Origin of the sequence: Agromyces sp. PvR057 (genome assembly GCF_040547485.1) — a bacterium.
GTDB lineage: Bacteria > Actinomycetota > Actinomycetes > Actinomycetales > Microbacteriaceae > Agromyces.
This window is the reverse complement of sequence record NZ_JBEPPT010000002.1, coordinates 159,709-173,687: the sequence shown is the minus strand read 5'-3', so window position 1 is coordinate 173,687 and position 13,979 is coordinate 159,709. Positions and strand designations below refer to the sequence as shown.

At 72.0% G+C, this 13,979-nt stretch carries 10 protein-coding genes and 1 tRNA gene; 6 read left to right on the top strand and 5 right to left on the bottom strand.

Translation table 11 applies throughout. The annotated features are described in order from the left end of the window. Positions 1–19: 19 nt before the first annotated feature. A complete protein-coding gene (locus ABIC29_RS10005; RefSeq protein WP_354244937.1) occupies positions 20–2,935 on the bottom strand; it encodes a putative Ig domain-containing protein in 2,916 nt (971 codons plus the stop codon). A 215-nt stretch (positions 2,936–3,150) separates the two neighbouring features. Between ABIC29_RS10005 and ABIC29_RS10000 the strand changes: the two genes are divergently transcribed. Further along, positions 3,151–3,222, top strand: a tRNA-Gly gene (locus ABIC29_RS10000). Positions 3,223–3,353: 131 nt separating this feature from the next. Here ABIC29_RS10000 and ABIC29_RS09995 read toward each other — a convergent pair. Continuing rightward, on the bottom strand, positions 3,354–4,061 hold the full coding sequence (locus tag ABIC29_RS09995; RefSeq protein WP_116084385.1) for a helix-turn-helix domain-containing protein: 708 nt from the start codon (positions 4,059–4,061) through the stop codon (positions 3,354–3,356). Positions 4,062–4,195: 134 nt separating this feature from the next. Between ABIC29_RS09995 and ABIC29_RS09990 the strand changes: the two genes are divergently transcribed. Beyond that, complete coding sequence (locus ABIC29_RS09990; protein WP_354244933.1) at positions 4,196–5,665, top strand: MFS transporter; 1,470 nt, start codon at positions 4,196–4,198, stop codon at positions 5,663–5,665. Positions 5,666–5,733: 68 nt separating this feature from the next. Here ABIC29_RS09990 and ABIC29_RS09985 read toward each other — a convergent pair whose 3' ends face one another. Further along, entirely contained in the window at positions 5,734–6,102 is a 369-nt protein-coding gene (locus ABIC29_RS09985) for a winged helix-turn-helix transcriptional regulator (protein ID WP_116084389.1), read from the bottom strand. 117 nt (positions 6,103–6,219) lie between these two features. Between ABIC29_RS09985 and ABIC29_RS09980 the strand changes: the two genes are divergently transcribed. The 3 genes from ABIC29_RS09980 to ABIC29_RS09970 all read left to right on the top strand — a co-directional run bounded on the left by ABIC29_RS09980 (position 6,220) and on the right by ABIC29_RS09970 (position 10,044). Beyond that, positions 6,220–7,095, top strand: a complete 876-nt coding sequence (locus ABIC29_RS09980; protein ID WP_354244930.1) for an SDR family oxidoreductase — start codon at positions 6,220–6,222, stop codon at positions 7,093–7,095. A 246-nt stretch (positions 7,096–7,341) separates the two neighbouring features. Next, entirely contained in the window at positions 7,342–9,111 is a 1,770-nt protein-coding gene (locus ABIC29_RS09975) for a S8 family peptidase (protein ID WP_354244928.1), read from the top strand. A 135-nt stretch (positions 9,112–9,246) separates the two neighbouring features. Beyond that, complete coding sequence (locus ABIC29_RS09970) at positions 9,247–10,044, top strand: MOSC domain-containing protein (protein ID WP_354244925.1); 798 nt, start codon at positions 9,247–9,249, stop codon at positions 10,042–10,044. Between the two features lie 47 nt (positions 10,045–10,091). Here ABIC29_RS09970 and ABIC29_RS09965 read toward each other — a convergent pair whose 3' ends face one another. Next, positions 10,092–10,790 carry a hemerythrin domain-containing protein gene (locus tag ABIC29_RS09965; RefSeq protein ID WP_116084397.1) on the bottom strand — a complete coding sequence of 233 codons (699 nt, stop codon included), beginning with the start codon at positions 10,788–10,790 and terminating at the stop codon, positions 10,092–10,094. A gap of 171 nt (positions 10,791–10,961) precedes the next feature. Continuing rightward, entirely contained in the window at positions 10,962–11,513 is a 552-nt protein-coding gene (locus ABIC29_RS09960) for a dihydrofolate reductase family protein (RefSeq protein WP_116084399.1), read from the bottom strand. Positions 11,514–11,887: 374 nt separating this feature from the next. Here ABIC29_RS09960 and ABIC29_RS09955 point away from each other — a divergent pair, with 374 nt between their 5' ends. Next, a complete protein-coding gene (locus tag ABIC29_RS09955; RefSeq protein WP_354245802.1) occupies positions 11,888–13,783 on the top strand; it encodes an APC family permease in 1,896 nt (631 codons plus the stop codon). Positions 13,784–13,979 lie beyond the last annotated feature (196 nt).

Below are 13,979 nucleotides of genomic sequence, written 5' to 3'. Positions count from 1 at the left end.
ATCGCCATGTCCGGGACGCTCAGCGGGTGGCAGCCTCCGCACGACGCCGGCGAACGAGCACGAGGGCCGCGCCGAGCGCGAGCAGCAGGCCCGAACCGGCGAGCCAGAGCGACGGCTCGACACCCGTCGAGGCGATGCCCGTCGGCGCGGCGGCCGCCGCCGGCGCCGGTGCCGGTGCCGGGGTCGGCACGGGCTCGGCGACCGGCCCCTCGGTCGAGATCTCGAGGATCTCGCCGTCTTCGCCGACCGAGAACCAGACCGAGGTCGTGAACGGCTCGCCGTCGGCCCCGACCGCGGTGACCCGCAGTTCGTGCGCCCCGAACGGCACCACCGCGGGCAGCGATGCGGCGAGGTCGATCGTGCCGTCGGCCGCGACCACCCCGTTCGCGACGACGATCGGGGCGGAGAACAGCGTCACGTCGAACGCCGTGTCGGGCGAGAGGCCCGAGCCGGTCACGCTGACGCCGAGACCGGATGCCGCGTCGCCGGGCTTGCCGTCGAGGACGACGCTCAGCACGGGCTCGTCGACGACGATCGTGAACGCCTGCGCGACGCCCTCGCCCGTGGCGTTGGTCGCGGTGACCTCGACCCCGAAGGTTCCGGCCTCGGTCGGCGAGCCGTCGACCGTGCCGTCGGCGCCGAGCGTCAGGCCGACGGGCAGCGCGCCGTCGGTCACGGCGTAGGCCACGGCATGCTCGGCCGCGAACACGACGCCGGCCGGGACATCCTCGTGCAGCAACGGCACCGAGGTCGTGGTCCAGGTCACGACCGGCGCGTTCACGGTGCCCGTGAACTGGCGGGCGACCGTGACGTCGCCGTTCGTGGCCTCGACCGTGAGGTCGTAGGCGCCGAAGGCGGTCGGCGTGCCGGTGACGGATCCGTCGGCGGCGAGGCTCAGGCCGGCCGGCAGCGCGCCGTCGACGAGAGCGTAGCCCGTGGCATCCGTCGCCTCGAGCGCGAGGCCGGCATCGACGGCGACGCCCTCGCGCAGGGCGCCGAGCGAGTCGGACACCCACACGGGCGCATTGCGCACCTCGACGACGATCTCGACGGAGCTCAGCACGCCGAGCGCGTTCTCGAGGTCGAGGTACAGCGTCGCGGTGCCGGCCTTGTGGGCGCCGATCGCCAGCAGGTCGGCCGACCTGAGCGAGGCGTCGAACCCGCCATCGGGGTCGAACGAGGCTTGATGGAACCGACCGCCGACGATGTTGCCGCCGCTGTCGAGCAGGACCTCGTCGCCGACCGTGAGCAGCAGCGAGGTCGGCCCGGTCCACGTCGCGGGCGCGAGCACGTCGAGCGTGAACGCGCGGTCGGCGCTCTCGCCGTCGGCGTTCGTGGCGCGGATGGTGAACGTCGAGCTGCCGGCCACGGTCGGCGTGCCCGTGAGCAGGCCCTCGACGCTCAGTGCGGTGCCCGTCGGCAGCGATCCGCTGACGACGGACAGTGTCGCGGCGTTCTTCGCCACGAACGCGAGGCCGAGCGCGTGGTCGACGGGCACGGGGTCGACCTCGTCCGTCACCCAGACCACGAGCGGCGCCTTGACGCTGCCCGTGAACTGCCGGTCGACCGTGACGTCGCCGTTCGTCGCCCCGACCGTGAAGGTGTACGGGCCGGCGGTGGTCGGCGTGCCGGTGATGGAGCCGTCGGCGGCGAGGCCCAGCCCCGCGGGCAGGTTGCCGGCGGTGATCGCGTAGCCCGTGGCATCCGTCGCCTCGAGCGCGAGGCCCGCATCGACCGCGACGCCCTGGCGCAGCGCGCCGATCGACTCGGTCACCCACACCGGCTCGGCCAGCACGGTCACGTCGATCCTCACGCCGAGCGACGGATGCACCGTCGTGATCCCGAGGGGGAAGGTCGCGCCCGATCCGGGCCTGAGTCCGGTGACCGTGACGAGGCCGCTGCCGGCCGACGACCGGAACGGCCCCTTCGGGTCCTCATTGATGTTGACCGTGAGGACGTTCTCGAAGTGGCCCGCCACGGTCTTCGAGTGACCGACGGTGACCACGACCGACGTCTCGCCGACCCAGATCGGGGCGGCCAGCACCTCGAGTCGGAACGCCCGCGCGGCCGAGGCCCCGCTCGCCTTCGTCGCGGTCACGGTGAAGTTCGAGACGCCGGCCGCGGTCGGGATGCCGCTGATCACGCCGCCGGTGGAGAGCGAGAGGCCGATGGGTAGGGAGCCGGCGGTGACCGCGTAGCTCACGGCGTCGGTCGCGACGAGGGCCTTCGAGTACGCCAGCCCGACGCCGGCATCCCCGAGGACCTGCGACGTCTGCCACACGGGCGGCACGTCGTTCACGACGCCGCTGAACGCCTGGGCGGTCGAGCCGCCGGGGCCGGTCGCCGTGACGGTGAACGAGTAGGGGCCCGGGGCGGCGGTCACCGTGCCCGAGATCGTGCCGCCGACGAGCGAGAGCCCCGCCGGCAGCGAGCCCGCCGTGATCGCGAACGAGGTGGTGTCGGATGCCGCGAGCCCGACGCTCACCGCGGCGAGGCGCGTGAGCGGGCCGAGCGTCGTCGTCGTCCAGGCCGGCGCAGGGGTCACTGGCGTCGACGGCAGCACCGTGACGACCGTGGTGTACGCCTGCATCCACGGGCCGTCGGGGAACGTGACGTCGAAGCGCACGCTGTAGACGCCGTCGAACTCCGGGGTGCCCGCGAGCCGGATGCCGCTGCCGTCCCCGAAGAACTCGAGCCACATCCCGGGAGGGGCCGTGTCGGCGTACAGCGCCGAGTTCGAGGCCGTTCCCGGTTCGACGAGCACCGTCGGCGCTCCGGGGTCCACGCCTTCGGTGAAGGTCAGCGCGCTCGGCACCGTGGGCACCGCCTGCGCGGGAACCGCGGCGCCGACGACGGTCGCGGCGGCGACCAGGAGCACGGCGAGCACGCTCGCGACCGGGCGGAAGAGACGATGGAGCGGGCGACGCTGCGACACGGGAGGTCCTCTCACCAGGCCGCGCGGCGGCGCGCGGGTACGCCCGCGCCGTCGCGGCACCTCACGGTAGTGCAGCGGCGGGCGCGACCGAAACGGAGGGACACCCCCCAGTTCGGGGCCCGCGGCATCCGCTCTCCCATGCGTTCGATGCTCATGTGTCAACGGGGCGGTCCGTCCTGGGGTAGTCTCGGAGAGCACGCGGAAACGCGGGCGATGCGGATGTGGCGCAGTGGTAGCGCATCACCTTGCCAAGGTGAGGGTCGCGAGTTCGAATCTCGTCATCCGCTCTCTTTTTCTTCTTCGACCGGGCTCGTTCGACCGGGCTCGTTCGACCGGCTCCTTCACGGATGTCTCGTCGCGCCGTCGACCGCATCCATCGCGGAGGCCGCGGCCCGCCGAGCACCGAACGCCGGCGGACTCAGTCGTGCCAGGAGCCCATCCACTCGTCCCAGTGGGGCCCGTCGTCGAGCACGACGCCGTCGCGAGCCTGCTCGGCGAGCCCGCGCATGGCGAGGTCGAGGTAGCGCAGGTGCAACGCGTCGGCGTGCGCACGCGGGTACGGCAGCGCCGGGCGGAGGTGCAGCAGGAGTTGCATCACGTCGGCCGCCGTGAACCCCTCGGGCACGAGACCGTCGGCCCGGTCGCGCGCGACCAGGCGACGCAGGCCGGCATGCAGCTCCTCCGATGCGGCGCCGAGCTCGGACGAGATCGGGGCGCCCCGGCCCGGCGGCTGCAGGATCGGGCCCGGCGCGCCGGTGATCTGCCTGGCAAGGAAGCTCGCCACGGCTCCCGCGGGAGCGGCGCCGGTATCGGCGCCGTCGTCGGCATGGCCGTCGGGAGCGGCGCCGGCGCCGTCGGGCATCGACCCCGCGACCTCGTGGGCGAGCGCAGCGGCGGCGCTCACGCCGGTGACCCGGAGGGCCTCGACGAGCGCCTCCTTGGTCGGGTACCGGCGGTAGATCGAGGCAACCCCGACGCCCGCGTGCCGAGCGATCTCGGCCATCGAGGCGTCGTGCCCCTGGGCGGAGAGCACCTCGCGGGCGGCCGCCAGCACCGCGGCATCGTTGGATCTGGCCTCCCGCTGCCGGCCGGGAAGAGGGCGCTCGTCGGCGGAGGGGTCGGGCATCGCCCCAGTGTACTGCTATTCTGAATCGGAACGGACGTTCCGTTCCGATTCATCCCGGGTCGATTCCGTTCCCTCGATCCCTCCACCGCAACGTCGCGGTGCCTCCCCCGCACCTCCAGAAAGCGAGCACGTCCATGCCCACCGCGACCCCCATCTCCGACACGGTCGAGCCGACCGACGCCGACATCCGCATCGAGGCGGCCGCCGGCGGCATCCGCGAGTCGACGGCCGCTCGCCGACCCGGCCTGATCACCTTCGCGCTCAGCGCCGCGGTGCTCGCGTTCTCGCTCATGCAGACGCTCGTCGTGCCGGCGCTGCCGACGATCGGGCACGACCTCGGGGCGACGAGCCTCGGCACGGGCTGGATCCTCACCGCCTTCCTGCTCGCCGGAGCCGTCTTCTCCCCCGTGGTCGGCAACCTCGGCGATCGGTTCGGGCACCGACGCGTGCTGCTCGCGGCGATGCTCGTCTTCACCGCAGCGACCCTCGTCGCGGCGTTCGCGCCCAACCTCACCGTGCTGCTCGCCGCCCGCGTCGTGCAGGGCGTCAGCACCGCGACCTTCCCGCTCGCACTCGCGCTCGCCCGGACGCTGCTCACGGGCAAGCGGCTCGCGGCGGCGTTCGGCTGGATCCCCGGCATGATCGGCCTCGGCGCGGGCCTCGCCCTCGTGGCCGGCGGCATCATCGTCGATGCCCTCTCGTGGCGCTGGATCTTCGCCATCGGCGCGATCCTGATCCTGGCCTCGGCCGCGATGGTGGTCGCCTGGGTGCCCCGCGGCGCCAAGCCGGCCGCGACCGGCTCGACGGACTGGCCCGGCATCCTGCTGCTCACGGGCGGCCTCGTCGGCGTGCTGCTCGCCGTCTCGCAGGGCGGCGCATGGGGCTGGACCTCTCCGCTGACACTCGGCGTCGGCGCCGCCGGCATCCTGCTGCTCATCGCCCTCGTGCTCGTCGAGATGCGCGTCGCCGCGCCCGTCGTGGACGTGCGCACCTTCCGCCACGGCCCGATCGCACTCGTCAGCCTGCTCACCGTCGTCGTCGGCTTCGTGCCGTACGTCTTCTACGTCGCCCTGCCCCTGCTCATGCAGGCCCCGGCGGACACCGGGTACGGGCACGGCATGAGCGTGACCGCCTCGGCGCTGGCGATGCTGCCGAGCGCCGTGCTCGTCTTCGTCGGCGGCCGCACGACGCCCGCGCTCGTCGCCCGCATCGGCGCCGGCGGCACGGCCGTGATCGCCGCCGCGGTGATGGGCGCCGGGGCCGCGACCCTCGCCCTCTGGCCGACCACGCCGTTGGCCGTCATCGTCGGCTTCGCCGTGCTCGGCCTCGGCAACGGCATCGGCTACGCGATCTGCGCCCAACTGGTCGTGTCGGTGTCGCCGTCGAACGAGGTCGGCGCCGCCACCGGCCTGAACGGCGTCGTGCGCACGATCGGCTCGGCTGCGGCCGCACCGGTCGTGTCCGCGCTGCTCACCGCGGGCGCCGTCGCGAGCACCGACCCCGCGTTCGCCTTCTCGGTCGCCTTCTGGGTCGCGGCCGCGGCGAGCGTCGTCGGCGTGCTCGTGTCGATCGCACTGGCCATGACGGCGCGCCGCGCGGCCTGACAGCCGTCACGGGCGTTCGCCGGTCGACGCGTTCCGGCGTCGGCCGGCCCGCTCGAGCGACGACTCGCTCAGGCCTCGGCCGGCACGATGTCGCCGGCGTGCACGGCCACCCATTCGACGAGCGGGAGCATGCGCTCCATGAGCTCTCGCCCGAGGTCGGTGAGCGCGTACTCGACGCGCGGCGGCACCTCGGGGTACGACATGCGCGACACCAGGCCGTCGGCCTCGAGGGTGCGCAGCGTCGACGCGAGCATCTTCTCGCTGATGCCCTGCACCTCGCGGCGCAGCTCGCCCCAGCGCAGCGTGCCGTCGGTGAGCGCGAGCAGCACGAGCACGCCCCACTTGCTCATGATGTGATCGAGCACGACGCGGGTCGGACACCCCTCGACGAAGACCTCGCCCGAGGTCTCCCGGATCTGCGCAAGACTTACCACCATGTGGGTAGCTTACTTCAAGGTGGGTACCCTCTGTCGGGAATGTTCTGCACGCGGCATCCGGTTGTCCCATGCGTACCGCGCAGCCGCTGCGCGGCGAATCGGAAGGAACCGCACGACATGACCATCCTCGTCACCGCCGCATCGGGCCAGCTCGGCCGCCTCGTCATCGACGCCCTCCTCACGCGCGGCGCCGAGCCGTCGACGATCGTCGCCGGCGCACGCGACACGTCGAAGCTCGCGGATGTCGCGGCGCGCGGCATCCGTGCCGTCGAACTCGACTACGGCAAGCCCGACACCATCGCGGCGGCGCTCGACGGCGTCGACACCGTGCTGCTCGTCTCGGGTTCCGAGGTCGGACAGCGCATCGCGCAGCACCGCAACGTGATCGAAGCCGCGAAGGCCGCCGGCGTCGCGAAGCTCGTCTACACGAGCGCACCCAACGCGAGCACCGCCGACTACCCGCTCGCCCCCGAGCACGCGGCGACCGAGGCCGTCATCGCCGAGACCGGCATCCCCGCCGTGATCCTCCGCAACAACTGGTACATCGAGAACTACGCGGCGGATGTCGCGCGCGCCGCCGAGACCGGCGTCGTCTCGTCGTCGACCGGCGAGGGCCTCATCGTGGGCGCCACGCGCGCCGACCTCGCCGACGCCGCCGCCGTCGTGCTGCTCGAGGACGGCCACCTCGGCCAGGTCTACGAGCTCTCGGGCGACGAGGCGTTCGGCTACGCCGACATCGCCGCCGCGGCGACCGACGTGCTCGGGCGCGAGGTCGTCTACACCCCGCTGACCACCGAGCAGCAGGCCGCGGCCCTCGAGTCGGCCGGGCTCGACGCCGGCACCATCGGATTCGTCACGTCGCTCGACGCCGGCATCCGCGCGGGCGTGCTCGAGGTGCCGACCGGCGGCGTCTCCCGGCTCATCGGTCGCCCCACGACCTCGCTCGTCGACGGCCTGCGCGCGGCCCTCGCGACGGAGGCCGCGACGGCCTGAGCCGCCGACCGCCGGTCGAGGAGGCGCGTCAGCGCCGCATCGAGGCCCCACTCTCGGAGGTCTCGATACGCTCCGCTCCTCGACCGGCCAACCGCTCGCCTATCACTCGAGAACGAGCGGCGAAAGGCCTGATCACGCCGATTCGCTGCACGTTCTGCGGGTATCTCGCGTGATCGGTGCAACCTCTTGATGCACGCGCTTCGGGGATGGGAGGCTCTCGCCAAACGCTCGATGTTTAGGAGAGTCATGCGCAGATATCGCACCATCGCCGCAACATCCGTCTTCGTGCTCGGCTTGACGGCCCTGGCCGCCGCCCCGGCGAGCGCCTTCACGACCGATGTCGGCCAGGCCACCGGGGAGCAGGAGTACGTCGTGCTCTTCACCGCCGGAACCTCGTCCGCCGCCGCGGCGGCCGCGGTCACGGCAGCCGGAGGCACGATCGTCAGCGAGAACACCGATGTGGGTGTCGCGACGATCCGCACCACCGATTCGGATTTCGAGGCCCTGGCCCTCGCGCAGGGAGCCATCGAGGGCACCGCGCAGAACCGCGTCATCGCCGACGTGCCCGACGACGCCGTCAGCGGCGACGAGGCCAAGAAGCTCGACGAGGCCGAGGCCGAGGTCCGCGCCGGCGGAGGCGCGACGCCCGCGGCACCCGCGGCGAACAAGGGCAAGGGCGGCAACTCGCTCACCGCAGAACCCCTCGCGTCCCTGCAGTGGGACATGCAGCAGATCGGCGCCACGGTCGACGGCTCGTACAAGGTCGAGCGCGGCAGCGACAAGGTGCTCGTCGGCATCCTCGACACCGGCGTCGACGGCACGCACCCCGACATCGCACCCAACTTCGATGCGAAGAAGAGCCGCAACTTCACGGTCGACGTCCCCGTCGACGCGAACGGCGGCGTCATCGACGGCGCCTGCGAAGACGAAGCCGACGGGTCGTGCACCGACGCGGCGAACGTCGACGAGAACGGGCACGGCACGCACGTGGCGTCCACGATCGGCTCGCCGATCAACGGCATCGGCATCGCCGGCGTCGCGCCGAACGTCAAGCTCGTGAACCTCCGCGCCGGACAGGACTCGGGATACTTCTTCCTGCAGCCCTCGATCGACGCGCTCACCTACGCCGCCAAGATCGGCGTCGACGTCGTCAACATGAGCTACTACGTCGACCCGTGGCTGTTCAACTGCTCGAGCCACCCCGCCGACTCCGCGGCGGACCAGCAGGAGCAGCAGACGATCGTCAAGGCCATGCAGCGCGCGCTCGACTACGCCCGTCTGCGCGGCGTGACGCTCGTCTCGGCCGCCGGAAACGGGGCGACGGACTACACCAAGGTCATCAGCGACACGGGCAGCCCCGACTTCGCCGACGTCCTCGGCGAGGTCGCCTACACGCGCGACCTGCTCGACCCCGCGACCTGCACGTCGATGCCCAGCGAGGGCAAGGGCGTCATCTCGGTGAGCAGCACCGGCGAGTCCAAGCGCAAGGCGTACTACTCCGACTACGGCAACGGCTACGTCGACGTGGCCGCCCCCGGTGGCGACGTGTACGACACCGCGGGCAACACGCGCGACATCAGCAAGGCGATCCTCGCGGCGTACCCGCAGGCGCTCGCCCTCGAGGAGGGCGCGATCGACGAGGCCGGCAACATCCTCGTCGACGGCGTCGTCAAGAGCTGCGACGCCGCCGGCACGACGTGCGGGTACTACCAGTACCTGCAGGGCACCTCGATGGCGTCGCCGCACGCCGCCGGCGTGGCCGCGCTCATCGTGAGCAAGTACGGCATCCCCGACATCATCCGGGGCGGCAAGTACCTGCCCGCCTCCGTCGTCGACGCCCGCCTGCGCCAGACCGCCGTCGACACGGCATGCCCGACGCCGCCGGCGTTCACGTACACGCGCATCACCCCGGCGGGCGCGACCATCACCGCGACCCACACCTGCGAGGGAACCACCGCGCAGAACGGGTTCTACGGCAACGGCATCGTCAACGCGCTGAAGGCGGTCGGCAAGTAGCCGCGGGCGGTCGCTGACCGCACGACCAGCACCTGCGACACCACAGCACCGGCGGGGCCGGCCTCTTCGGAGGTCGGCCCCGCTGCTGCGTGCGCGGCGGCCGTCAGGCCCGATCCGGGCGGGTAGCGTGTTCGCATGCATCTGACCCGCGTTCGCCTCTACCCCGTGAAGTCGCTCGGCGGACTCGACGTGCGGTCCGCCCGCGTCGAGCCGTGGGGACTCGCCGCCGACCGCCGCTGGGCCGTCGTCGACGACACCGGCCGCACGGTCACCGCGCGCGAACGCAACCAGATGCTGGGCCTCACGGTCGAGCCGCTCGCCGACGGCGGGGTGCTGCTCGGCAGCGCGACCTCCGACCCGCTCCGCATCGACGTGCCGACCGACGTGGCACCCGTCGCGGTCGGCGTCTCCCGGCAGGGCACCGCGCTGCCCGCCGGCGCCGAGGCCGACGACTGGCTGAGCGCGCACCTCGGGCAGTCGGTGCGCCTCGTGTGGCAGCCCGACCCGACCGTGCGGCCCGTGAGCGGCGAGCACGGCGGACTCGACGGCGACCGCATGTCGCTCGCCGACGCCGGCCCGCTGCTGCTCACGACCGAGGCGTCGCTCGCGGCCCTGAACGCCTGGACCGACGAGGGCGCACCCGTGCTGGACATGCTGCGGTTCCGGCCGAACGTCGTCGTCGACGGCGACGAGCCCTTCGCCGAAGACGAGTGGGGGTTCGTGACCCTCGGCGAGGTGCGGTTCCGCATCGCGGGCGGCTGCGACCGGTGCATGATGACGGGCATCGACCCGGTCACCCTGCAGCGCGGGCTCGAGCCGATCCGCACGCTCTCGAAGCACCGTCGGCGCGACGGCAAGACGTGGTTCGGCGTGCTGCTCGTGCCGCAGAGCGAGGGCGAGATCGCCGTCGGCGACCCGGTGACGATCGGCTGACGCCGGCTCGCGGCATCCGCTCGTCGAGGCGACGGGCGAGGGGTCGATCAGCGCGTGCCGACGAGCTCGCGACGGTTCCTCTCGTAGGCCGGCCGGCCGAAGACGCGCCAGATGACGCGCACGGGTGCGGGCAGGTGCTCGCGCATCCACTCGTCGCCGCCGTCGGGCTGGGCCGCGAGGATCGCGCCGAGCTGCACGAACATCTTGCCCTTCGGCGTGGCCTTGCGGCCGTGCTCGCCGAACCAGTCGACCTCGGCCTGCGTGAGCGTGCGCTCCATGACCGGCACGATGTTCGCCTCCTCGTCCGGCAGGTGCACGGCGAGCGCCGCATTCACGCCGTCGAGCGCGTCGAGCACGGATGCCGCATCCGCTGCGGTGCCGCTCGCACGCCAGGCGGGCAGGGCGGCGTCGAGCGCGACGAGGTGCACGAGCAGCTCGGCATGGTGCGCCTTCATGCGCGCGACGTGCACCGCGCAGGCGGGAGCGCGCTGCTCGAGCGGATCCCAGAGCTTGGCGTCCTCGCCCTCGTGGTGGGCGTGCAGGCTCGTCGACAGCATCGCGAGGTGGTCGCCCACGACGTCGGCGTGCGCGGCGTCCGCCTCGGCGACACCGTTCACGAGCGCGGCCCCCTCGCCGAACCCGGCCTTGAACAGGCGGTGGATCTCGGCCATGCCGCGCGCGTCGCAGGTCTTCGCGCCGCGCGGAACCGCGGCGTCACCGCTCGAGGGAAGGGCTGCGGCAGGCACGGTGGCTCCGATCGACGATGAGCAGGCGATCGGAGGCTACTCCCGCCCGGCGCCGGGCGGCAAGGGAGCGCGGACGCCCGCCCGCGGCATCCGCTCGCCGTCTCCGCTCGCCGTCTCCGCTCGCCGTCTCCAGCTCGCCCGCCCGCGGCATCCGCTCGCCCGATGCCGGGCTCAGTGCTCGACGTCGTAGACGGCCTTGATGATGCCGTTGTCGTAGGCGGCCTGGTCGACGAGCTTCAGGGCGCCCGTCGCGTTGCCGTCGAAGAGCCGCTTTCCGCTGCCGAGGGTGACCGGGAAGATCAGCAGGTGGTACCGGTCGACGAGGCCGGCCGCGGCGAGCCCCTGCCCGAGGGTCGCGCTGCCGTGCACGATGATCGGGCCGCCCTCGCCGTTGCGGAGTTCGGCGACCTCGTCGAGCGAGCGCAGCACGTGCGCGTTGTTCCACTCGGGGTCGGTGAGCGTCGACGAGACGACGTACTTCGGCATCGCGTTGTACTCGGCGAACTCGTCCATGGTCGGCCAGATGGGCGCGAACTCGTCGTAGCTCACGCGGCCGAGCAGCATCGCGGATGCCTCGAGCTGCTCGGTCCCCTTCATCTCGTACGCGTCGGCGACGAACGGCACCTCCTTGAAGGTCCAGCCCGCGCGGGGGTGGTCGCCGCCGCCCGGTGAATCCATCACGCCGTCGAGGCTGACGAACGCGGTGATGATGATGGGACGCATGGTGCTGCTGCCTTCCGTCGGTGGTGAGGTCGGGGCCCGTCTTCGCGACCGGCCCGGATGAGACGCGACATCCGCTCTCATTCAAGCGTCGAACGGGCGCGAGCGGAATCGACATCCGCTCGCGCCCGTTCGACGCGTCGGCACCCGCGGGCGGCGCCACCGGGACGAGCGAGCAGGCCGGGCTCGAAATCCTAACGGTTTCCTAACACGATGAGCCGGGGCGCCGAGCCCGGGCGAACTACGCTCGATCCGTGACCGAGAACGACGGCCAGGCAGCGACGGAACCGGCCGAAGCACAGGACACCGGGCCGACGACCACGGTCGTGCCGGTCGCGCACGCCCCGGCACCTCGATCCGGACTCGGGCGCTGGCTCATGACCGGACTCGTGGATGACCGCGGCGCCCACCAGGGACCGCACGCCAAGCAGGTCGAACAGACGCACTCATGGTGGCGGGTGATGTGCCTCACCGGTCTCGACTACTTCTCGACGCTCGGCTACCAGCCCGCCATCGCCGCACTGGCCGCAGGGCTCGTCTCGCCGTTCGCCACCATCGTGCTCATCGCGCTCACCCTGCTCGGCGCGCTCCCGGTGTACCGCCGGGTCGCGAGCGAGAGCTTCAAGGGATCCGGCTCGATCGCCATGCTCGAGCGGCTCCTGCCCTGGTGGGCAGGGAAGCTCTTCGTGCTCGTGCTCCTCGGCTTCGCCGCGACCGACTTCATGATCACGATCACGCTCTCGGCGGCCGATGCCTCCGCGCACGCGATCGCCAACCCGTTCGCACCCGACTTCTTCGACGGCGCACAGGTGTGGCTCACGCTCGTGCTCATCGCGCTGCTCGGACTCGTGTTCCTCAAGGGCTTCCGCGAGGCGATCCGTGTCGCCGTGGTGCTCGTGGCCGTCTTCCTCGCGCTGAACGTCATCGTGATCGCGGTCTCGTTCTGGCACGTGTTCGAGAACCCGCTCGTGATCGAGGACTGGTGGTCCGCGCTGTTCACCCAGCACGGCAACCCCTGGTTGGTCGTGGGCGTCGCGCTCATCGTGTTCCCGAAACTCGCGCTCGGCCTCTCGGGCTTCGAGACCGGTGTCGCGGTGATGCCGCAGATCCACGGTTCGCCCTCCGATCCGCCGGATCGACCGGTCACCCGCATCCGCGGAGCCCGCCGACTCCTCACCACCGCGGCCGTCATCATGAGCACGTTCCTCATCACCTCGAGCTTCGCGACGACGCTGCTCATCCCGCAGGCCGAGTTCCAGCCCGGCGGCGAGGCCAACGGGCGCGCGCTCGCGTACCTCGCCCACGAGTACCTCGGTGAGGGGTTCGGCACCGTCTACGACATCAGCACGATCCTGATCCTCTGGTTCGCCGGCGCCTCGGCGATGGCCGGACTGCTGAACCTCGTGCCCCGGTACCTCCCGAAGTACGGCATGGCACCCCAATGGGCGCGGGCCGTGCGTCCGCTCGTGCTCGTCTTCACGCTCATCGCGTTCCTCGTCACGATCGTCTTCGAGGCCGACGTCGACGCACAGGGCGGCGCGTACGCCACGGGCGTCCTGGTGCTCATCACCTCCGCGTCGGTCGCGGTGACGATCTCCGCCTGGCAGCGCCGACAGCGGCCGCAGGTCATCGCGTTCGGTGCGATCACGCTCGTCTTCACGTACACGACCGTGCTCAACGTCGTCGAGCGACCCGACGGCCTCCGGATCGCCGCGCTGTTCATCCTCGGCATCCTCGTGATCTCCACGGTCTCGCGCATCGGACGATCCTTCGAGTTGCGCGCACCCACCGTCGCCTTCGACGAACCGGCGATGACCTTCCTCACCGACGACGCCGACCGGGGCGAACTGCTGTTCATCGCCCACGAACCGCATTCCGACGGGCGGGACGGCTATGCCGAGAAGGATCGTGATGAACGCCGGTACAGCAACATCCCGTCGCAGGCGCGGACCATCTTCCTCGAGGTGCACGCGTCGGATTCCTCGGACTTCGAGGAGGACCTGAGGGTCATCGGCTCCGAGGAGGACGGCTATCGCGTGCTCCGCGTGCGCAGCGGCAACGTGCCGAACACGATCGCCGCCGTGCTGCTGGCCGCGCGCGATGCGACCGGCGTGGTGCCGATCGTCTACTGCGAGTGGACCGAGGGGAACCCGATCTCGAACATGTTCCGGTACCTCATCACCGGTGTCGGCGAGGTTGCACCCGTGACGCGCGAGGTGCTCCGCGAGGCCGAGCCCGATCTCAAGCGGCGGCCGGCCGTGCACGTCGTCTGAACCCCGCGAGCCTCACCGCGTCGTACACGGCCTGCCAACGCCGCTGGAACTCGAACTCGTCGATGCGAGCCGCCGCACGCCCACGGGCTCGATCCGCATGCGGCCTCACGCCTTCCGGCAGGTGGACGACGCGGCACGCGGATCGCCCCCGCCTCCGGCGATCCGGAGAAGGGGGCGATCAGGAGGGCCTCGGTCG